This is a genomic window from Massilia sp. X63, assembly GCF_041023745.1.
Taxonomy (GTDB): domain Bacteria; phylum Pseudomonadota; class Gammaproteobacteria; order Burkholderiales; family Burkholderiaceae_D; genus Telluria.
This window is the reverse complement of the sequence record NZ_JBFTEF010000004.1, coordinates 1-20,162: the sequence shown is the minus strand read 5'-3', so window position 1 is coordinate 20,162 and position 20,162 is coordinate 1. Positions and strand designations below refer to the sequence as shown.

Here is a 20,162-nt window from a genome sequence, read left to right as displayed (position 1 = left end):
CATCGTTTCAGCTTGATTTAAGAATCGTGGCAGACAATATGTAACGCGAAGTACCAGAACTTGAAGTACAAGAACTAATCAAATCAAATCTCGTCCAAGCACATCCCTTCCCACAGGAATTCCAGAAATGACTTTTAAGCCAGCACGCCTGCTGTTAGCGCTGATCGCCGTCGCCGCGGCACCTGCCTTCGCCCAGAACCTCGCCGTCGTGAACGGCAAAGCCATCCCGACGTCGCGCGTCGAGGAAGCCGTCAAGCAGCTGGTCGCGGCCGGCCAGGGCCAGGATTCGCCGCAGCTGCGCCTCGCGATCAAGGAAGAGATGATTGCCCGCGAAGTGCTGATGCAGGAAGCGATCAAGCAGGGCTACGACAAGAAGCCGGAAGTCAAGCAGGCGCTCGACAACGCCCGCCAGGCCATCGTCGTCAACCAGCTCGCGCGCGACTACATCGCCAAGAACCCGGTGACCGATGCCGAAGTCAAGGCCGAGTACGACAAGTTCAAGGCCCAGACCGGCGACAAGGAATACCACGTGCGCCACATCCTGCTGGACACCGAAGCCGACGCCAACGCCGTGATCGCCAAGATCAAGGGCGGCGCCAAGTTCGAAGAACTGGCCAAGCAGTCGAAGGACACCGGCACCGCCGGCAACGGCGGCGACCTGGACTGGGCTACCCCGTCCTCGTTCCCGCCTGAATTCGCCGCCGGCTTCACCGGCCTGCAGAAAGGCGCCGTCACCGACAAGCCGGTGAAGACCGCCAACGGCTACCACGTCATCAAGCTCGACGACACCCGCGCGGCCAAGCTGCCGTCGCTGGAAGAAGTCAAGCCGCAGATCCAGGACGCCCTGGCCCAGAAAAAGCTGTCGGACTACCGTGACCAAATGGTCAAAAAGGCAAAGGTGCAGTAAGATGTACACCCGCCGGTGCTGAGCCAGCACCGGTTCTTGCCGCCGCGCGGCGAACTTTTCGTGTTTAGATAGGACCTTAACAATGATTTTGAAGCAAGCCCGCCTGTCCTTGGCTATCGGTTTGGCCGTGACCGCGATGATCGCCGCGCCCGCCTTCGCGCAAAACGTCGCGACCGTCAATGGCAAGCCCATCCCGGCGGCAAAGCTCGACCAGCTGGTCAAGCAAGTGGTCGCACAAGGCCGCGCCACCGATTCGCCGCAGCTGCGCGAAGCGATCAAGAAAGACCTGATCGGCCGTGAAGTGCTGATCCAGGAAGCCGACAAGCAAGGCATCGGCGGCCGCGCCGAGGTCAAGGCAGCCATCGACAACGCCCGCCAGAGCATCATCATCAATGCGATGCTGGCCGACTACGTCAAGAAGAACCCGATCACCGACGCCCAGATCAAGGCCGAGTACGACAAGTACAAGGCGCAAGTGGGCGACAAGGAATACCACGCACGCCACATCCTGGTCCCGACCGAAGACGAAGCCAAGTCCCTGATCACCAAGCTGAAGGGCGGCGCCAAGTTCGAAGACCTGGCCAAGCAGCACTCGAAGGACGGATCGGCGGCCAACGGCGGCGACCTGGACTGGGCAAGCCCGGCCAACTACGTGCCTGAGTTCTCCAAAGCCATGGTCGCCCTGCAAAAAGGCGCCATCACCGACACCCCGGTCAAGAGCCAGTACGGCTACCACGTGATCAAGCTCGAAGACGTCCGCCCGGCCAAAGTCCCGGCCCTGGACGAAGTCAAGCAGCAGGTCGCGGAACAGCTGCAGCAGCGCCAGCTGGCGCAGTACCGCGAAAGCCTGGTCAAGAAGGCCAAGATCCAGTAATCAGCCCCTGGCTTGATGCCAAGAGCGCTCCCGAGGGAGCGCTTTTTTTATTGCCGCGTGTTCGCCCGCCGCTCGGGCTCAGTCTTCGACGCAGTGCTTCGGGGCGCCCGGATAGTCGCCGTTGTTGTACTCGTCGAGCACGCTTGCCCACGCGCGCTGCAGCTGGCAGGCGCCCTTGACGCACACGCCGGGCTTGGGCGTGTTGAACCAGATGTTGGCGGCCACGACCACCGAGCGCAGGCTGTTCGGGGCCGAGGCGCCGGCCGCGAGATTCAGCGCGGCGGCGATGTACTGGTGGGCGAGAATCAAGTAGGCATCGCCCTGCGGCGGACTATCGAGCACCTGCTGCCAGCTCAGGCCGCTGCCATAGAAAACCGCATGCCGGTCATACTTGGGCCAGACGACGTCCGGCTTGCTCCCCCAGTAGCCTTGGGTACGCACGCAGCCTTTCGGCGCGCAGCTGCAATCCGCCAACAGGGCGTCCGGCGTCCCGCCCTCGGCCGCAACCAGGCTGGCGCAGGCGCTCGCGGCCGCCTGGGACGCGTCGGCTTCCTGGGCCGACGCCGGGCCGGCGCCGAAGCCGAGCATGAATCCTGCGGCAAGAATGAATCGAAGAACGAACTGCAGCGAGCCGGTGCGCAAGCTCATGGCTTCCTCCGTGTGAGATGGGCGACGGACCAGTCCGTCGTGCTTCCATGATGCGCGGTCGGCCGAGCTGCGGTCTTGCGTGAACTCAGCCACGTAAGTTATTGATTCATAGCCACATTTTCCCGCGAGCATGCGCCGCTGCGTGATGCTCCTACGCGTCCCTGCTCGCCAGTCCTATTGCAGCGCGGTGTCAACTGACTACCATGACTACGGTGTCATCCATGCATAGGAGAAGACGATGGACAAGGATAAATCGAAGGCAGCGGGCGGCGGGAAGACCGGCGCGGATCAGGGCGGACTGTGGCGTTACGACGTGCCGCAACAGGAGCCGGGCGCCGGCGCGGTGCAGTCGAACGCGGGCCATTACACCGGTGGTGCGCATGGCGGCGACAGCCAGGAAGGCGACTTCCTGACATCGCCGCCGGAAGCGAACGCGATGCCGGCAGGCGCGCCGCAGACCAGCCGCGGCAGCGCCGGCATGCCGGGGGCGGATCCGCAAACCGCACCGGTGCCCGGGGCCGCGGCTGGTGGTGGCGCCGGCGGCGCCGGTGAGATCGCCAGCGGCGGCAGCATCGGCAGTGGTGGCGGGGGTGGCGGTGGCGGCGATGAGGCCGGCGCCGCCAGCGGCGCCGGCGGCGGCCAGCCGGCCCCGGTCGGCAACGGCACCAAGGACCAACCGGTCTGGGCCACCTGAACCGCAGCAGCCATGAAAAAAGCGCCTCCGGGGAGGCGCTTGGCGTCGCATCAAGCGTTCAAGCGACCCACTTGCGCGCGTTGCGGAACATGCGCATCCACGGCGACTCGTCCGGCCAGCCGTCCGGGGCCCACGAGTGCACGGCGGTGCGGAACACGCGCTCGGCGTGCGGCATCATCGCGGTGAAGCGGCCGTCCGCGGTGGTGACGGCGGTCAGGCCGCCCGGCGAACCGTTCGGATTGAACGGATAGGCTTCGGTGGCCTGGCCGCGGTTGTCGACGTAGCGCAGCGACTTGACGACGCTGTCGATGTCGCCGGTCAGCGAGAAGTCGGCGAAGCCTTCGCCGTGGGCGATCGCCAGCGGCGCCTGGGTGCCGGCCATGCCGTCGAAGAAGATCGACGGCGAGTCCAGCACCTCGACCATGCCGAAGCGCGCCTCGAACTGTTCCGACTTGTTGCGGGTGAACTTCGGCCACGCCTGCGCGCCTGGAATGATCGACTTCAGGTTGCTCAGCATCTGGCAGCCGTTGCACACCCCCAGGCCGAAGGTATCCTGGCGCGCAAAGAAAGCCGCGAACTGATCCGAGAGCTGCGGGTTGAACAGGATGGTCTTGGCCCAGCCCTCGCCCGCGCCCAGCACGTCGCCGTAGGAGAAGCCGCCGACGGCGATCACGCCGTGGAAGTCCGCCAGCCTGGCGCGGCCCGCGATCAGGTCGCTCATGTGCACGTCGACCGCGGCAAAGCCGGCCTGGTGCATCACCCAGGCGGTCTCGATGTGGGAGTTGACGCCCTGCTCGCGCAGGATCGCCACGCGCGGCCGCACGCCCGTCGCGATGAAGGGCGCGGCTACGTTGTCGCTCAGGTCGAAGGTGAGCTTGGGCGACAGGCCCGGGTCGGTTTCGTCGAGCAGGCGATCGTATTCCTGGTCGGCGCAGTCCGGGTTGTCGCGCAGGCGCGCGATGCGCCAGCTGGTTTCGCTCCACAGGCGGTGCAGGCTGCTGCGCTTCTCGCTGTAGATCAGCTTGGCGTCGCGGGTGAACTCGATCACGCCGCGGTCGTTCAGCTTGCCGATGATGTGGCTGCAGGCGCCCAGGCCCAGCTCGCGCAGCACCGCCATGACGGCTTGCTTGTCCTCGGCGCGCACCTGCAGCACGGCGCCCAGCTCTTCGCTGAACAACGCGCGCAGGGTCATCTCGTTGCGGCGCTCGCCCACTTGCGTGGCCCAGTTCTTGGCGTCGCCCCAATCGGAAGCGTGCTCGCCTTCCATGGTGAGGATGTCGAGGTTGACCGACACGCCGGCGCGGCCGGCGAAGGCCATTTCGGCCAGGGTCGCATACAGGCCGCCGTCCGAACGGTCGTGGTAGGCCAGCAGCTTGCCTTCCTTGTTCAGGCGCTGGATCGCCTCGAAAAAGGCTTTCAGGTCTTGCGGCGAATCGACGTCCGGCGCGCTGTCGCCGATCTGCTGGAACACCTGCGCCAGGATCGACGCACCGAGGCGGTTCTTGCCGCGGCCGAGGTCGACCAGCACCAGGGCGGTGTCGCCCAGATCCGTGCGCAGCTGCGGGGTCAGCGAACGGCGCACGTCCACCACCGGCGCGAAACTCGACACGATCAGCGAGACCGGCGAGATCACCGACTTGTTCTCGCCCGCGTCGTTCCAGGTGGTGCGCATCGACAGCGAATCCTTGCCGACCGGGATCGAGACGCCCAGCGCCGGGCACAGTTCCATGCCCACCGCCTTGACGGTGTCGAACAGCGCGGCGTCCTGGCCCGGCTGGCCGCAGGCCGCCATCCAGTTGGCCGACAGCTTGATGTCGCCGATGTCGTCGATGGCGGCGGCGGCGATGTTGGTGATCGCCTCGCCCACGGCCATGCGGCCCGAGGCGGCGGCGTCGATCACGGCCAGCGGGGTGCGCTCGCCCATTGCCATCGCTTCGCCGCGGAAGCCTTCATACGACATGGCGGTGACCGCGCAGTCGCTGACGGGCACCTGCCACGGACCGACCATCTGGTCGCGCACGGTCATGCCGCCCACGCTGCGGTCGCCGATGGTGATCAGGAAGGACTTGTCGGCCACGGTCGGATTCAGGAGCACGCGGCGTGCGGCCTCCGCCAGCTCGATGCCGGTCAGGTCGATGGCCGGGAAGTCGTACTGGACGTGCTCGACCTCGCGCAGCATCTTGGGCGGCTTGCCGAGCAGGACGTCCATCGGCATGTCGACCGGGTACTCGTTGGCCGACCCCGCCGCCTGCGGGTCGATCACGCGCAGCTGGCGCTCTTCGGTGGCGGTGCCGACCACGGCGTAGGGGCAGCGCTCGCGCTCGCACAGCGATGCAAATTTATCAAGGTCCATTGGCGCAATCGCCAACACATATCGCTCCTGCGACTCGTTAGACCAAATTTCCTTCGGCGCCATGCCGCTCTCTTCCAGCGGGACCTTGCGCAGGTCGAACAGCGCGCCGCGCTTGGCGTCGTTGACGATCTCCGGGAAGGCGTTCGACAGGCCGCCCGCGCCGACGTCGTGGATCGAGATGATCGGGTTGTCCGCGCCCATCTGCCAGCAGCCGTTGATGACTTCCTGGGCGCGGCGCTCCATTTCCGGGTTGCCGCGCTGGACCGAGTCGAAGTCCAGGTCGGCGGTGTTGGTGCCGGTGGCCATCGACGAAGCCGCCGAGCCGCCCATGCCGATGCGCATGCCCGGGCCGCCCAGCTGGATCAAGAGGCTGCCGACCGGGATCTCGTCCTTGTGGGTATGCCCTGCGGAGATGTTGCCGATGCCGCCGGCGATCATGATCGGCTTGTGGTAGCCGTAGACGTTGCCGGCCGCGCCCACGTTCTGCTCGTAGGTGCGGAAGTAGCCGCCCAGCACCGGGCGCCCGAATTCGTTGCTGAAGGCGGCGCCGCCGATCGGGCCGTCGATCATGATCTGCAGCGGCGTGGCGATGCGTTCCGGCTTGCCGTAGACGGCATCGCTGCGCGCCTCGCCGCCCTTGGTGACGTCGCTCGCGTTCTCCCACGGACGCTGGGCATCCGGCAGCAGCAGGTTCGACACCGTGAAGCCGGTCAGGCCGGCCTTCGGCTTGGCGCCGCGGCCGGTCGCGCCCTCGTCGCGGATCTCGCCGCCGGCGCCGGTCGAGGCGCCCGGGAACGGCGAAATCGCGGTCGGGTGGTTGTGGGTCTCGACCTTCATCAGGATGTGGGTCAGCTCGTCCGACGCAGCGTATTCCTGGCCCTGGCGCGGGAAGAAGCGGGTCACGCTGGCGCCCTCGATGATCGAGGAGTTGTCGCTGTAGGCGACCACGGTGCCGCGCGGGTTCAGCTGGTGGGTGTTCTTGATCATCCCGAACAGCGACTTGTCCTGCTTGACGCCGTCGATGATCCAGTCGGCGTTGAAGATCTTGTGGCGGCAGTGTTCCGAGTTGGCCTGCGCGAACATCATCAGCTCGACGTCGGTCGGATTGCGCTGCGCCTTGGTGAAGGCGTCGTGCAGGTAGTCGATCTCGTCGTCCGACATCGCCAGGCCCAGTTCCGTGTTGGCGCGCACCAGCGCCTCGCGCCCCTGCTTGACCACGTCGACGGTCTCGAGCGAGCGGCCTTCGAGTTCGGCGAACAGGCGCTGGGCCTCGTCGGCGTGGCGCAATACGGTTTCGGTCATGCGGTCGTGCAGCAGCGCGGCCACAAGCGCCACTTCGTTCTCTGCCAGCTTCTTCGGCGCCTTGAAGCCGGTGCCGAGAATGCCGCCCTTGAGGACCACGGTGTAGCCGACGCCGCGCTCGATGCGCTGCACGTGCGCCATGCCGCAGTTGTGTGCGATGTCGGTGGCCTTCGAGGCCCACGGCGAGATCGTGCCCAGGCGCGGGATGACGAAGAACTCCTCGGTCACGCCTTCGTACACCGTTTCAGGCGCAGGCTCGCCATAGGTGAGCATGGCGGACAGGCGCTCGGTGTCGTCGACGCTCAAGGCTGCACTGCTGTCGATGAAATGGTAGAAGCGGGCCTGAACTGCGGCAATCGATGGTGCGACGGCTTGGAGTTGCGACAGGAGGCGTTGGCTACGGAAGGCGGAGAGGGCGTTGGAACCCGGCAGAATCAACATGGCTGAGAAGTTGGTTGATGCAGCGTCGCTGCTTGGGTGGAAGATAGCCCGCCATTATACAGTGTTGCAATGCAGCGTTGCATTCCCGGCAGGGTTGACCTTGCGGAACGGACATTTCTTGATCCGGATGAAACTTATCGGTATTGTGAGGGCTACATAATGACAAGAGGTGCGCCGCGACGCGCACACCACGGGAATGGAAGCGAGATGCAAGAGAATGCGAACCTGACGGTCCTGATCGTCGACCCCAACCAGGGCATGCGCGCCAGCCTGCAGAACATGCTGAACCAGGCCGGCATCACCCGGGTGGAGTCGGCGATGAATGCCAGCACCGCGATCAAGCAGCTGGCCCGGCGCGGCTACGACATCATCCTCTGCGAATACGACCTGGGCGGCGCCGCGGGCGACGGCCAGGACGGCCAGCAGCTGCTGGAAGACCTGCGCCACCATCGCCTGATCACGGCCTCGACCATCTTCATCATGCTCACGTCCGAGGGCGTGTACGACAAGGTGGTCAGCGCCGCCGAACTGACCCCGACCGACTACGTGCTCAAGCCCTTCACGGTCGAGATGCTCAGCACCCGCATCAAGCGCGCGCTGGAGCGCCGCAGCGCCCTGCTCCCGGTCTGGCAACTGGCGGCGGCGGGCAAGCCCCGGGAGGCCATCCGTGCCTGCGCCGGCGCCGCCAGCGCCCACCCGCGCTATGCGCTGGACTTCCTGCGCCTGAAGGCGGAGCTGCACGTGGCGAACGGCGAAGCTGCCGAAGCCGGCGCGATCTACCGCCAGGTACTGGCCGAGCGTCCGCTGGGCTGGGCCGGGCTGGGCCTGGCGCGCACCATGCTCGCGCAAGGGGCCGTCGAGGACGCACGCGACACCCTGGCGGCGCTGGTGCAGGCCAATCCGCGCCTGATGGCGGCCTACGACCTGCTGGCGCGCTGCCACGAGCAGCTGGACGCGAAGGACGAGGCGCAGAAGGTGCTGGAAGAAGCCGTGACGATCTCGCCGCACATGGTGCGGCGCCTGCGCAAGCTGGGCGAGGTCGCCCTGGAGAACGGCGACGCCGAGGCGGCCGAGAAATCGTTCAAGCAGGTCGTCAGCAAGGCCCGCTATTCGGAATTCCGCAATCCCGAAGACCACGTCAACCTGGTCAAGGCCATGGTCTCGCGCGGCGACGTGGCGGGCGCCGGCGGCGTGATCCGCGACCTCGAGCGCTCGCTGCGCGGCAGCGCCAACGTCGATGCCTGCAAGGCCTATTCGAACGCCCTGCTACAGGAAAAGATGGGCAACCTGGGCGCTGCCGTGGCCGAACTCACGAACGCGGTCAGCGCGGCGCGCACCAGCAGCGGGTTGTCGCCGGCCATCAAGATCGGCCTGGCCCAGGCCTGCCTCGAGCACCGGATGGACGAGCAGGCCTCGAACGTCATGTTGAGCGTGATGGGCGACGCCGGCAACCAGGTGACGGTGGACCAGGCGATGAACGTGTTCGTACGCGCCGGCCGCCCCGACCTGGCCGACGGCATGGGCCAGCAGTTGCGTGCCCAGGCCCAGATCCTGCTGGGCGTGGCCGACGAGAAGCGCAACATGGGCGACGTGCGCGGCGCCGTCCAGACCTTGCTCGAAGCCCTGCACATGGCGCCGGGCAACCTGCAGGTGATGGTGGCCGTCGCTGGCGGCATCCTGCGCCAGGTGAACGAGCTCGGCTGGGACCATGCGCTCGGCGAAGTGGCGCACGAGCAGATCGAGCGGCTGCGCGCGATCGACCCGGGCCATCCGCGCCTGGCCGCCCTCGGCGACGAATTCCTGCAGGCCAAGCGCAAGTACGGTATCTCGACCTAGGCCGGGCCGGCCTCGGCGCGGCGGCCACCAGGACCAGGCGGGCGGAAGACGGGCGCGCTTCGCCTTCAAGGCGCCTCGTGAACAAGCGTCAGGGCGCGCCGTATCCGCCGCCGCCCGGCGTCTCGATCACGAACAGGTCGCCCGGCTCCATGCCCACCTTGCCGATGTGGCCCAGGGACTCCACCGTGCCGTCGGCGCGCAGCACGGTATTGCGTCCGCGCTGGCCCGGCGCGCCGCCCGCCATGCCGAAGGGCGCATGGATGCGGTTGTTCGACAGGATGGCCGCCGTCATCGGTTCCAGGAAGCGCAGCATCCGCACCCCGCCGTTGCCGCCGTGCCAGCGCCCCGCCCCGCCGGAGCCGTGGCGGATGGCGTAGCTCTCCAGCCGTACCGGGAAGCGGAACTCGAGGATTTCCGGATCGGTCAGGCGCGAGTTGGTCATGTTGGTCTGCACCACATCGGTACCGTCGAAGCCCTCCCCGGCCCCGGAGCCGCCCGAGATGGTCTCGTAGTACTGGTAGCGGGCATTGCCGAAGGTGAAGTTGTTCATCGTGCCCTGGCTGGCCGCCATCACGCCCAGCGCGCCGTACAAGGCATTGGTGATGCAGGTCGAGGTCTCGACATTGCCCGACACCACCGAGGCCGGATAATGCGGGTTGAGCATCGAGCCCGGCGGGATGATCACCTTCAAGGGCTTCAGGCAGCCGGCATTCAGCGGGATCTCGTCCTCCACCAGGGTGCGGAACACGTACAGCACCGCCGCCATGCACACGCTCGACGGCGCATTGAAGTTGTTCGGCAGCTGGTCCGAGGTGCCGCTGAAGTCGATCTCGGCGCTGCGGCTGGCGCGGTCGACCCGGATCGCCACCTCGATCCGCGCCCCGTTGTCGAGCTCATAGCTGTAGCGGCCGTCCTTCAGGGCCGAGATCACGCGCCGCACCGCTTCCTCGGCATTGTCCTGCACGTGACCCATGTAGGCGCGTACCACATCGAGGCCGAAGTGCGCGACCATCCGGTGCAGTTCCTCGACGCCCTTCTGGTTGGCCGCCACCTGGGCGCGCAGGTCGGCCATGTTCTGGTCCGGATTGCGCGCCGGGTAGCGCGCCCCGGTCAACAGTGCGCGCATCGCCTCCTCGCGCAGCACGCCGTCGCGCCCGTCGATCAGCTTGAAGTTGTCGATCAGGACGCCCTCCTGCTCGATGTGGTTCGAGTCCGGCGGCATCGAGCCCGGCGTGGTGCCGCCGATGTCCGCATGGTGGCCGCGCGAGCCGACGTAGAACAGGATCTCCGCGCCGGCTTCGTCGAACACCGGCGAAATCACGGTGACGTCGGGCAGGTGGGTGCCGCCGTTGTAAGGATCGTTCAGCACGTAGACGTCGCCGGCCTGCATGCGGCCGGCGTTCTTGCGCATCACGGTCTTGATGCTCTCGCCCATCGAGCCAAGGTGCACCGGCATGTGCGGGGCATTCGCCACCAGCTTGCCGTCGGCGTCGAAGATCGCGCAGCTGAAGTCGAGGCGCTCCTTGATGTTCACCGAATAAGCCGTGTTCTGCAGGCGCAGGCCCATCTGCTCGGCGATCGACATGAACAGGTTGTTGAAGATCTCGAGCATCACCGGGTCGGCCGTGGTGCCGATGGCGCGCCGCTCGGGCAGCGCCTCCACGCGCCGCAGGACCAGGTGATTGTGCGGCGTGACCTGGGCCTCCCAGCCCGGCTCCACCACCGTGGTCGCATTCGCCTCGGCGATGATGGCCGGCCCGCGCACGCGGTCGCCCGGCTTCACGCCGTCGCGCAGGAACACGCCGGTGTCGACCCAGGCGCCGCCGCTGAACATGCGCACCGTCTCGCCCGGGGTCGGCGCCGCGCCGCCAGATGCCGCCTGGGCCGCCTGGGCCGCCGCCTCCTCCGGTGCGTCCGAACGGCCGATGGCCTCCACCGACACCGCTTCCACCACCAGGCCGCGCGACGGCATCAGGAACGAATAGCGGCGCTTGTAGGCCTGCTCGAAGGCGGCCTGCATGTCCTCCACCTCGCCGAAGGGCACGACGATGGCCGAATCCGTGCCTTCGTAGCGCAGGTGCACGCGCTCGACCAGGACGATGCGTTCGGCGGCCACGCCCTGCCCCAGCAACTGGGCGCGCGCATCAAGGCCCAGCGCGGCCAGGCGCACGGCCAGCGCATCGCTGCCGGCCTCGTTCAGGCGCAGCTCGACCGCCTGCTCGCGCATCGCCGTCTGGTCCGCCAGGCCCATGCCATAGGCCGACAGCACCCCGGCCAGCGCATGGATGAACACCGTCTTCATGCCCAACGCGTCGGCCACCAGGCAGGCGTGCTGGCCGCCGGCGCCGCCGAAACTGGTGAGCGCATAGTCGGTGACGTCATGGCCGCGCTGCACCGAGATCTGCTTGATGGCGTTGGCCATGTTGCCGACCGCGATCTGGATGAAGCCTTCGGCCACCGCTTCGGGCGCCGGCCTGCTGCCGGTGGCTGCGCCGATCCGGTCCGCCATCGCGGCGAAGCCGGCGCGCACCGCTTCCAGGTCGAGCGGCTGGCCGCCGCTGGGCCCGAACAGCTGCGGAAAATGGCGCGGCTGAATCTTGCCGAGCATGACATTGCAGTCGGTGACCGCCAGCGGCCCGCCGCGCCGGTAACTGGCCGGGCCGGGATTGGCGCCGGCGCTGTCCGGCCCCACGCGGTAGCGGGCGCCGTCGAAGTGCAGGATCGAACCGCCGCCGGCAGCCACCGTGTGGATGCTCATCATCGGCGCGCGCATGCGCACGCCGGCCACCTGGGTCTCGAACACCCGCTCGAACTCTCCGGAAAAGTGCGACACGTCGGTGGAGGTGCCGCCCATGTCGAAGCCGATCACGCGCTCGAAGCCGGCCAGCCGGCTGGCGCGCACCATGCCGACGATGCCGCCGGCCGGCCCGGACAGGATGCTGTCCTTGCCCTGGAAGGCGCGCGCGTCGGTCAGGCCGCCGCTGGACTGCATGAACTGCAGGTTCACGCCTGGCAGCTCGCCCGCCACCTGGTCGACGTAGCGGCGCAGGATCGGCGACAGGTAGGCGTCGACCACGGTGGTGTCGCCGCGCGCCACCAGCTTCATGAGGGGGCTGACCTGGTGCGACACCGAGATGTGCGTGAAGCCGATCTCGCGCGCGATGCGCGCGGTCGCGGCCTCGTGCGCCGTGTAGCGGTAGCCGTGCATGAACACGATGGCCAGCGCGCGCAGGCCGCGCCCGTAGGCCGCCTGCAGGCCGGCCCGGGTGGCCGCTTCGTCCAGGGGCAGCACGATCTCGCCGTGCGCGCCCATGCGCTCGTCGACCTCGACCACCTCGGCATACAGCAGTTCCGGCAGCACGATGTGGCGGTCGAACAGGCGCGGACGGTTCTGGTAGGCGATGCGCAGCGCGTCGCGGAAGCCACGGGTGATCGCCAGCACGGTCGGCTCGCCCTTGCGCTCCAGCAGCGCATTGGTGGCGACCGTGGTGCCCATCTTGACCGCCTCGACCTGCGCCACCGGCAGCGGCGCGCCCGGGGCCACGCCGAGCAGGTGGCGGATGCCGGCCACGGCAGCGTCGCGGTACTGCTCCGGGTTCTCGGACAGCAGCTTGTGCGTCACCAGTTGCCCGTCGGGCCTGCGCGCCACGATGTCGGTGAAGGTGCCGCCTCGGTCGATCCAGAACTGCCAATCCATGTATGTGCTCCTGCCGCGTCGCTCAAAACGCTTATTGTAGTCCGGACGCGCGACCGTTTCGGCAAAATGGATGACAATACGGCCATGGAAAACGACCTCTACACCGTCGCGCAGCTGCGCGACATTGAACGCGCGGCCTATGCCGGACTGGAACCGGGAACACTGATGCGGCGCGCCGGCGAAGCCGCGGCGCAGTTCGCACTGGAACTGCTGGGCAACAGCCGCGACCTGCCGGTGCTGCTGCTCGCCGGCCCCGGCAACAACGGCGGCGATGCGCTGGAGACGGCCGCCATCCTGGCCGACGCCGGCATCGACGCCACCGTGCTCCACCTGCCCGGCCAGCACGAGACTTCCATGGAGGCCGCCAGCGCACACGAACGCGCGCGCGAAGGCACGGTCGGCTTCATCGACATGCTGCCGCCCGATGCCGAATGGGGGCTGGTGGTCGACGGCCTGTTCGGCATCGGGCTGGCGCGCCCGCTCGAGGGCGAATACCGCGCGCTGGTGGCCTCGCTCGGCACCCTGCGCTGCCCGGTGCTGGCGCTGGACGTGCCCAGCGGCCTGGATGCGGACACCGGCGCCGTGATCGGCCCCGACGGCATCGCGGTGCGCGCCACCCACACCATCACCTTCCTGGGCAACAAGCCGGGGCTGCACACCGGCGACGGACGCGACTACGCCGGCCAGGTGCGGGTGGCGACGCTAGACGTGGCGCTGGAATGCCTGCCCGCGCCGGCCGCGCGCCTCGGGTCGGCGGACGTGTTCGGCCGGCACCTGGCGCCACGCCGCCAGAACACCCACAAGGGCAGCTTCGGCGACGTGGCGGTGATCGGCGGCGCCCACGGCATGGCCGGCGCCCCGGTGCTGGCCGCGCGCGGCGCCCTGTATGCCGGCGCCGGCCGCAGCTTCGTGGCCATGCTCGACCCCGGTCCCGGCTACGACAGCGTGCAGCCCGAGATCATGTTCCGGCCTGCGGACGACTTCGCGTTCGAGCGGCGCACCCTGGTGATCGGCCCCGGCATGGGCGGCTCGGCCGGCGCCATGCGCCTGCTGGCCAAGGCGCTGGACAGCGACAGTCCGCTGGTGATCGACGCCGACGCCATCAACCTGATCGGCGCCAGCCCGGAGCTGCTGGGTCGCCTGGCCGGGCGCACTGCCCCGGCGGTGCTGACCCCGCATCCGCTCGAAGCCGCGCGCCTGCTGGGCATGACGGCGGCGGTGATCCAGGCCGACCGCCTGGAAGCGGCGCGCGAGATGGCGCTGCGCACCAGGGCGACCGTGATCCTGAAAGGCTCGGGCTCGGTGATCGCGCGGGCGGACGGCGCCATCCTGGTCAACCCGACCGGCAACGCCGGCCTGGCGACGGCCGGCAGCGGCGACGTGCTCGCGGGAATCTGCGGCGCGCTGCTGGCGCAGGGCTGGCCCGCATGGGAAGCGGCGGCCGGCGCGGTGTGGATCCACGGCGCCGCGGCCGACCTGCTGGTGGCGCACGGCGTCGGCCCGATCGGCCTGACCGCCGGCGAACTGCCGGCTGCGGCGCGCGCGGTGCTGAACCTGCTGGTTGCCGACGCTGGGTGACGGTAGGGTGGACGGCAGAGCCGTACCCCCTACGAACTCAGGCCAGGCGGCCGGCGGCGATGGTGATCGTCCGCCCGCAGCGTGCCGCCATGGCCGGGTCGTGCGTCACCAGCACCAGGGTCGAACCGCGCTCGCGGTTCAGTTCGAACATCAACTGGATGATCTGTTCGCCGGTGGCGGCATCCAGGCTGCCGGTCGGCTCGTCCGCGAACAGCAGCGGCGGCTCGGTGACGAAGGCGCGCGCCAGGGCGACGCGCTGCTGCTCGCCGCCCGACAGGTACTTGGGATAATGGCGCAGCCGGCTCGACAGGCCGACACGGCCCAGCATCGCCTCGGCCTTTGCCCGCGCATCCTTGTCGCCGCGCAGCTCCAGCGGCAGCATCACGTTTTCCAGCGCATTCAGGTGGGCCAGCAACTGGAAGGACTGGAACACGAAGCCCAGCTTGGCCTTGCGGAAGGCGGCGCGGCCGTCTTCGTCGAGCGCGAAGATATCGGTGCCGTCCAGCAGCACCTTCCCGCTGGAGGGGGTGTCGAGGCCGGCGAGCAGGCCGAGCAGTGTCGACTTGCCGGAGCCGGAAGCGCCGACGAGCGCGAGCGTCTCTGCCGGTTGCACGGTAAAATCGATGTCTTGCAGGATGGTGAGTTCGCCGCTGGCGTCCGCCACCCGCTTCGACAGGCCGCTGACGGCGATTGCCGCCGGCCTCAGGGTTTCATTGGCCAGACCGTTCTTGTACGCCTCGGGGTGATCACGCATGCTAGTTTTTCTTAAGAAGTTGTCTGTCGCTGCCTGCCTGACATTGGCAGCAGCGGCGAGCGCCTATTCTGCACCAAAAACCGTGCTGGTGGTGGGAGACAGCCTGTCTGCCGAATACGGCATCGCGCGCGGCGCCGGCTGGGTGTCCCTGCTCGAACAGAAGCTCAAGGCCGAAAAGATCGCCGCGAAGGTGGTCAATGCCAGCATCAGCGGCGAGACCACGATCGGCGGCCGCACCCGCATGCCGGCCCTGCTGGACCAGCACAAGCCCGACGTCGTGGTGCTCGAACTGGGCGCCAACGACGGCCTGCGCGGCCTGCCGGTGGCCTCGGCCGAGGGCAACCTGCGCGCCATGGTGAACATGGCGCAGCAAAAGCAGGCCAAGGTGGTGCTGGTCGGGATGCGCATGCCGCCCAACTACGGCCGCGCCTACACCGAGAGCTTCTTCAACATGTACAAGAAGCTGTCGCAAGAGACCAGGTCGCCATTGGTGCCCTTCATGCTGGAGGGCGTGGCCGACAAGCCGGCCCTGTTCCAGCAGGACCGCCTGCACCCCACCGCCGCCGCCCACCCCATCATCCTGAACAACATCTGGCCGCAATTCGCGCCCCTCGTGAAAAAACAATGAAATACCCTGCCGTCCTGAGCTTTGCCGACATCCTTCCGGAACTCGATTCCTTCGACACCATCATCGACGCGCGCAGCGAGTCCGAATACGCGCTCGACCGCATCCCCGGCGCCATCAACGCGCCGGTGCTGGACGACGCCCAGCGCGTGCGCGTCGGCACCCTGTACAAGCAGGTCGGCGCCTTCGAGGCAAAGAAGGTCGGCGCCCCGCTGGTGGCCGCCAACGTCGCGCGCCACATCGAGGCCCTGTGGGCCGACAAGCCGCGCGACTGGAAACCGCTGGTCTACTGCTGGCGCGGCGGCAACCGCAGCGGCGCGATGGCCCACATCCTGGCCAAGATCGGCTGGCCGGTGATCCAGCTCGACGGCGGCTACAAGGCCTACCGCGCGCATGTGGCGGCGGCGCTGGAGAACCCGCCCGAACTCGACTTCCGCGTCGTGTGCGGCACCACCGGCAGCGGCAAGAGCCGGCTGCTGGAGACCCTCGACCGCATCGGCGCCCAGGTGCTCGACCTGGAAAAGCTGGCCGCCCATCGCGGCTCGGTGCTCGGCCACCTGCCCGACGCGCCGCAGCCGACCCAGAAGATGTTCGAGAGCCAGATCTGGAACACGCTGCGCCATTTCGATCCATCCAGGCCGGTGTTCGTGGAATCCGAAAGCAAGAAGGTCGGCAACCTGCGGGTGCCGGATGCGGTGATGACGCGCATGCGCGCTTCGCCCTGCATCGCGCTCTCGCTGTCGCGCGAGAACCGCGTGCGGCTGCTGATGGAGGATTACGAACACTTCTGCAAGAACCCCGACGCCCTCACCGCCCAGCTCGATCATCTGGTGCAGCTGCACGGCCACGAGAAGATCAAGGCCTGGCACGACATGGCCAACAGCGGCGCGATGCCCGAACTGGTGGCCCAGCTGCTGCAGGAGCACTACGATCCGGCCTACCTGCGCTCGATCGACCGCAACTTCGCGCAGTTTCCAAAGGCGGCGTCGCTGGCGCTGCAGGATATTTCGGAAGCGGATTTCGTGGCGGCCGCGCGGCAGCTGCACGCGGCCTGAACGGCCAGCGCCTTCATCCAGGCTACAGGCAGCAGAGTCGTCGTCCCGGCGCAGGCCGGGATTCAATCTTGTCGCACACTGAACGCCGGCGCTCCTGGCGACCAGGAAACAGCTCAGCAGTTCAACCCTCATCCATCGTTGAAGATGACAGCGCCAAAGCAAAAAGGCCCGGCTACTCAGGTAGCCGGGCCTTTCTTACATCTGGGCGATCGGTCGTCGCTTACTCGCCGTCGTTCTTCACGCCCAGCTGCGAGGGCTGCACGTTGATCTTCGCCTTCGCCTTGGCCTTGAGCGCCTCGACGTAGTTGAACATCTCGGCCTGGCCGACCAGGCCAGAGATCTGCTGGGCTTCCTGCTTGCGGCGGTTGGCGTCCGGGGCGGCCGGTTGCGAGACCTTGCCGATGCGGTACACGCCATAGCCCTGGCCCGGGACTTCCACGCCGACGTAGGCCGGCAGCTTGGTCGCGTCGGCCTTCAGCACGGCGATCGCAGCGGTCGTGTTGATGCTCGGCTCCTTGGTGCGGCTCACCACGGTCGGGGCGCCGAAGCCGGTCGCGTCGCCCGATGCCTTGGCCGCGGCCAGCTTCTGCTCGCCGGCGGCCTTGGCCAGGCGCGCCGCTTCTTCCAGGGTCACGCGCTGGCGGATCTGGGCGTCGACTTCCGCCAGCGGACGCTTGGTGGCCGGCTTGAACTCGAGCACGCGGCCCGAGATCAGCACGCTCGGCGACACTTCGACCGCTTCGGTGTTGCGCTTGTTCTTGACGGCATCCACGCCGAAGATCGCGGCCAGGAACTTCTCGTTGTTGAACGGCGCCTGGCCCAGCTGCGGGTTCGGCTTGCGGGTCAGGCCGTCGACGGTCTCGATCTTCAGGCCCAGCTTGTCGGCCACGGGCTTCAGGCTTTCCGACTGCTCGTACACCATGTTGGTGAAGGTCTCGGCCATTTCCGAGTACTTCTTCGACATCTTCTGCTTCTTCAGGTCGGCGGCGATCTCTTCCTTCGCAGCGTCGACCGGCTTCTGCGCGGCCGGTTTCAGCGCGGTGAGCTTGATGATGTGATAGCCGAACTCCGACTGCACCAGGCCACTGGTCTCGCCTTCCTTGAGCGCGTAGATCGCGTCCTCGACCGGCTTGACGAAGGCGCCCTTCTCCACCACGCCCAGGTCGCCGCCGGCCGGGGCCGAGCCCGGATCCTGCGACTGCGCCTTGGCGATCTCGGCGAAGTTGGCCGGGTTCTTGCGCACCTCGGCCAGCACCGCTTCGGCCTTGGCCTTGGCGGCGGCCTGGTCGGCCGGCTTGGCGTCGCGCGCCACCGTGATCAGGATGTGGCTGGCGGTACGCTGTTCCGGCGTGCTGTAGGCCTTGAGGTTCTTGTTGTAGTACTCGCCGATCTCTGCGTCGCTCACCTGCACCTGGCCGGCGACGGCGTCGGCGTCGAACACGACGTACTCGGCCTTCACCTGTTCCGGGATGGTGAACAGCTGGGCGTTCTTGTCGTAATAGGCCTTGACCATCGCGTCGGTGACTTTCACCTGCGGCAGGTACTGCGCGATCGGGAACAGCATTTCCTGGACTTCGCGCTCCTGGTCGTTGATGTCCGACAGGCGCTGGGTGACGCTGCGCGGCGCGAACGCGGTCGACTGGATCGAGCCCGACAACTGCTGCACGGTCAGGTCGCGGCGCAGGCGCTGGTCGAACATCGCCGGGGTCATGCCCTGGGCAGCCAGGGCGGCCTTGTACTGCTCCATGTCGAAACTGCCGTCCGGCTTGCGGAAGGACTGCACTTCGGCGATCGTCTTGGCCAGCGCGGCGTCGCCCACGGTCATGTGGTTGCGCGCGATCTCGGCATTGATGGCGCGTTCCGCCACCAGGTTGTTCAGGATCGCCTGCTTGGCTTCCGGCGTCTCGAACATCTTCTGGTCGAACTGCGGACCCATCATCTGGCGCGCCTGGTCGATCTGGCGGCGCTGGGCCTCTTCCCATTCCTGCTGGGTCACCTTCTGGCCGGCCACGGTCGCCACGCCGGCGGCGGCGTCGCCGCGGTTCTGGTAGCTCTCGACACCGACTAACACGAACGACGGCACGATCAGCACGAGCAGCAGCCCCTGCATCACGCGCTTGTTGTTACGGACAAAATCAAACATGGTCAGCCATTCAAGGTTGAGAATGCTTTAACAGCACAGGTTAAAAAAAAAGGCGAACTCGCGTTCGCCTCTTCTCGTCTTCCGACACCTTTGCAGGCTTCGGATCTTACTGAATTCTGGCGGAGCGGACGGGGCTCGCCCACGTGCCGCGGGCCGCGGATTGCCTTGCAAGTCAATCCCTTCTCGCCCAAGCCGTGCTCCCCGCAGGGGGAGCACTACTTTCCTACATGTTCTGGCGGAGCGGACGGGGCTCGAACCCGCGACCCCCGGCGTGACAGGCCGGTATTCTAACCAACTGAACTACCGCTCCAGAATAATGTTGTGGATGTTGGCGGAGCGGACGGGGCTCGAACCCGCGACCCCCGGCGTGACAGGCCGGTATTCTAACCAACTGAACTACCGCTCCAACAAGAATTCACTACATTGCATTACCTTTGCAGGTAGTGCCTCTGCGTGTCACCGCAGAGAAGGCATTAGTTTACAGCATCTTTCAGAGCTTTACCAGCCTTAAATTTCGGAACCTTTGCAGCTGCAATCTTGATCGGTTCCTTGGTGCGCGGATCGCGGCCGGTACGGGCAGCGCGCTCACCGACGGTGAAGGTGCCGAAGCCCACCAGCGTGACGCTGTCGTTGTTCTTCAGGGACTCCGTCACGGCATTGATCATCGCGTCGAGCGCGCGCGTGGCCGAGGCCTTGGTAATGTCCGCGGACTTCGCGATTTCTTCGATCAGTTCTGTCTTGTTCACTCTAACCCTCGTATACGTTGGACGCCGCGGCGCCTTCCTGCAAAAGTGCAAGCGCGTATTAAACAAGGGCAACATTGGTCTGTCAAGCAACATCCGTGGAGGGTGCAGTCGGTTGTGTGCGCAAGGCACTTGTTTCAGCGCTGAGGATGGAGGTTCGCGACACTGGCCTCACCGCACACCAGATCCCAAACGCCGTGCGCACCCACCAGCAAAAAAGGCGCTGTCCCCATTCGCTGTTGGACGTCCTGAACTGTCGAGCCAATTCGCTGTCTGACAAGTCCGATCGACAGCGGAGGCGGCGATGCAGGCGGCGAGCTTCAGGAAATGGCTGGAACCTCTGGCGCAGCTCAGCAGGCGCCAGCGTGAACAATTGCTTGAACGTTTGCGGCCGGCCGTCGACCTGGACCGCGTGTGCGCCGCGATCGAAGGCGCGCGGGCCGTCTCGTGTTGCCCATCCTGTCGAGGGCAACGCCTGCACCGGCACGGACACGACCGCGGGGTGCAGCGCT

The 20,162-nt window shown here is 67.2% G+C and carries 13 protein-coding genes, 2 tRNA genes and 1 pseudogene; 8 read left to right on the top strand and 8 right to left on the bottom strand.

The window, feature by feature from the left end; translation table 11 throughout:
- Window positions 1–127: 127 nt before the first annotated feature.
- Complete coding sequence (locus AB3347_RS09415) at window positions 128–907, top strand: peptidyl-prolyl cis-trans isomerase (protein ID WP_369091528.1); 780 nt, start codon at window positions 128–130, stop codon at window positions 905–907.
- 82 nt (window positions 908–989) lie between these two features.
- Window positions 990–1,781, top strand: a complete 792-nt coding sequence (locus AB3347_RS09410) for a peptidylprolyl isomerase (protein ID WP_369091527.1) — start codon at window positions 990–992, stop codon at window positions 1,779–1,781.
- A gap of 78 nt (window positions 1,782–1,859) precedes the next feature.
- On the opposite strand, the gene AB3347_RS09405 is transcribed toward AB3347_RS09410, so the two are convergent.
- Window positions 1,860–2,429: a hypothetical protein gene (locus AB3347_RS09405; RefSeq protein WP_369091526.1), complete on the bottom strand. Its 570-nt coding sequence runs from the start codon at window positions 2,427–2,429 to the stop codon at window positions 1,860–1,862.
- A gap of 238 nt (window positions 2,430–2,667) precedes the next feature.
- Here AB3347_RS09405 and AB3347_RS09400 point away from each other — a divergent pair, with 238 nt between their 5' ends.
- Complete coding sequence (locus AB3347_RS09400) at window positions 2,668–3,123, top strand: hypothetical protein (RefSeq protein ID WP_369091525.1); 456 nt, start codon at window positions 2,668–2,670, stop codon at window positions 3,121–3,123.
- A gap of 58 nt (window positions 3,124–3,181) precedes the next feature.
- On the opposite strand, the gene purL is transcribed toward AB3347_RS09400, so the two are convergent.
- Window positions 3,182–7,219 (bottom strand): phosphoribosylformylglycinamidine synthase, encoded by a 4,038-nt coding sequence (gene purL / locus AB3347_RS09395; RefSeq protein WP_369091524.1) that lies wholly within the window; start codon window positions 7,217–7,219, stop codon window positions 3,182–3,184.
- Window positions 7,220–7,426: 207 nt separating this feature from the next.
- On the opposite strand from purL, the gene AB3347_RS09390 reads away from it, so the two are divergent.
- Entirely contained in the window at window positions 7,427–9,055 is a 1,629-nt protein-coding gene (locus AB3347_RS09390) for a tetratricopeptide repeat protein (protein ID WP_369091523.1), read from the top strand.
- 88 nt (window positions 9,056–9,143) lie between these two features.
- Here AB3347_RS09390 and AB3347_RS09385 read toward each other — a convergent pair whose 3' ends face one another.
- The gene (locus AB3347_RS09385) at window positions 9,144–12,752 is read right to left on the bottom strand and encodes a hydantoinase B/oxoprolinase family protein (RefSeq protein WP_369091522.1); all 3,609 of its coding nucleotides are present in this window, start codon (window positions 12,750–12,752) and stop codon (window positions 9,144–9,146) included.
- Between the two features lie 84 nt (window positions 12,753–12,836).
- Between AB3347_RS09385 and AB3347_RS09380 the strand changes: the two genes are divergently transcribed.
- Window positions 12,837–14,330 carry an NAD(P)H-hydrate dehydratase gene (locus AB3347_RS09380; protein WP_369091521.1) on the top strand — a complete coding sequence of 498 codons (1,494 nt, stop codon included), beginning with the start codon at window positions 12,837–12,839 and terminating at the stop codon, window positions 14,328–14,330.
- 37 nt (window positions 14,331–14,367) lie between these two features.
- Here the strand turns inward: AB3347_RS09380 and AB3347_RS09375 are convergent, their stop codons facing one another.
- Window positions 14,368–15,084 carry an ABC transporter ATP-binding protein gene (locus tag AB3347_RS09375; RefSeq protein ID WP_369091520.1) on the bottom strand — a complete coding sequence of 239 codons (717 nt, stop codon included), beginning with the start codon at window positions 15,082–15,084 and terminating at the stop codon, window positions 14,368–14,370.
- On the opposite strand from AB3347_RS09375, the gene AB3347_RS09370 reads away from it, so the two are divergent.
- Window positions 15,083–15,712: an arylesterase gene (locus AB3347_RS09370; protein WP_369091519.1), complete on the top strand. Its 630-nt coding sequence runs from the start codon at window positions 15,083–15,085 to the stop codon at window positions 15,710–15,712. The two genes, AB3347_RS09375 and AB3347_RS09370, sit on opposite strands and share 2 nt — an antisense overlap.
- Window positions 15,709–16,764: a tRNA 2-selenouridine(34) synthase MnmH gene (gene mnmH / locus AB3347_RS09365; RefSeq protein WP_369091518.1), complete on the top strand. Its 1,056-nt coding sequence runs from the start codon at window positions 15,709–15,711 to the stop codon at window positions 16,762–16,764. The genes AB3347_RS09370 and mnmH overlap by 4 nt, the downstream gene beginning before the upstream one ends.
- A gap of 220 nt (window positions 16,765–16,984) precedes the next feature.
- On the opposite strand, the gene AB3347_RS09360 is transcribed toward mnmH, so the two are convergent.
- From AB3347_RS09360 to AB3347_RS09345, 4 genes are all read right to left on the bottom strand, one after another.
- Window positions 16,985–18,907, bottom strand: a complete 1,923-nt coding sequence (locus AB3347_RS09360) for a SurA N-terminal domain-containing protein (RefSeq protein WP_369091517.1) — start codon at window positions 18,905–18,907, stop codon at window positions 16,985–16,987.
- Between the two features lie 233 nt (window positions 18,908–19,140).
- Window positions 19,141–19,217: transfer RNA gene (locus AB3347_RS09355), tRNA-Asp, on the bottom strand.
- Window positions 19,218–19,236: 19 nt separating this feature from the next.
- Window positions 19,237–19,313: transfer RNA gene (locus tag AB3347_RS09350), tRNA-Asp, on the bottom strand.
- Window positions 19,314–19,380: 67 nt separating this feature from the next.
- Window positions 19,381–19,653 (bottom strand): HU family DNA-binding protein, encoded by a 273-nt coding sequence (locus AB3347_RS09345; RefSeq protein WP_159696904.1) that lies wholly within the window; start codon window positions 19,651–19,653, stop codon window positions 19,381–19,383.
- A 301-nt stretch (window positions 19,654–19,954) separates the two neighbouring features.
- On the opposite strand from AB3347_RS09345, the pseudogene AB3347_RS09340 reads away from it, so the two are divergent.
- Window positions 19,955–20,162, top strand: a pseudogene (locus AB3347_RS09340) (IS1595 family transposase); the annotation flags it as partial.

Excerpts from the sequence above, each read along its gene's own strand:
- AB3347_RS09415 (WP_369091528.1), top strand. The coding sequence starts at position 128 with ATGACTTTTAAGCCAGCACGCCTGCTGTTAGCGCTGATCGCCGTCGCC.
- AB3347_RS09410 (WP_369091527.1), top strand. The coding sequence starts at position 990 with ATGATTTTGAAGCAAGCCCGCCTGTCCTTGGCTATCGGTTTGGCCGTG.
- AB3347_RS09405 (WP_369091526.1), bottom strand. The coding sequence starts at position 2,429 with ATGAGCTTGCGCACCGGCTCGCTGCAGTTCGTTCTTCGATTCATTCTT.
- AB3347_RS09400 (WP_369091525.1), top strand. The coding sequence starts at position 2,668 with ATGGACAAGGATAAATCGAAGGCAGCGGGCGGCGGGAAGACCGGCGCG.
- purL (WP_369091524.1), bottom strand. The coding sequence starts at position 7,219 with ATGTTGATTCTGCCGGGTTCCAACGCCCTCTCCGCCTTCCGTAGCCAA.
- AB3347_RS09390 (WP_369091523.1), top strand. The coding sequence starts at position 7,427 with ATGCAAGAGAATGCGAACCTGACGGTCCTGATCGTCGACCCCAACCAG.
- AB3347_RS09385 (WP_369091522.1), bottom strand. The coding sequence starts at position 12,752 with ATGGATTGGCAGTTCTGGATCGACCGAGGCGGCACCTTCACCGACATC.
- AB3347_RS09380 (WP_369091521.1), top strand. The coding sequence starts at position 12,837 with ATGGAAAACGACCTCTACACCGTCGCGCAGCTGCGCGACATTGAACGC.
- AB3347_RS09370 (WP_369091519.1), top strand. The coding sequence starts at position 15,083 with ATGCTAGTTTTTCTTAAGAAGTTGTCTGTCGCTGCCTGCCTGACATTG.
- AB3347_RS09375 (WP_369091520.1), bottom strand. The coding sequence starts at position 15,084 with ATGCGTGATCACCCCGAGGCGTACAAGAACGGTCTGGCCAATGAAACC.
- mnmH (WP_369091518.1), top strand. The coding sequence starts at position 15,709 with ATGAAATACCCTGCCGTCCTGAGCTTTGCCGACATCCTTCCGGAACTC.
- AB3347_RS09360 (WP_369091517.1), bottom strand. The coding sequence starts at position 18,907 with ATGTTTGATTTTGTCCGTAACAACAAGCGCGTGATGCAGGGGCTGCTG.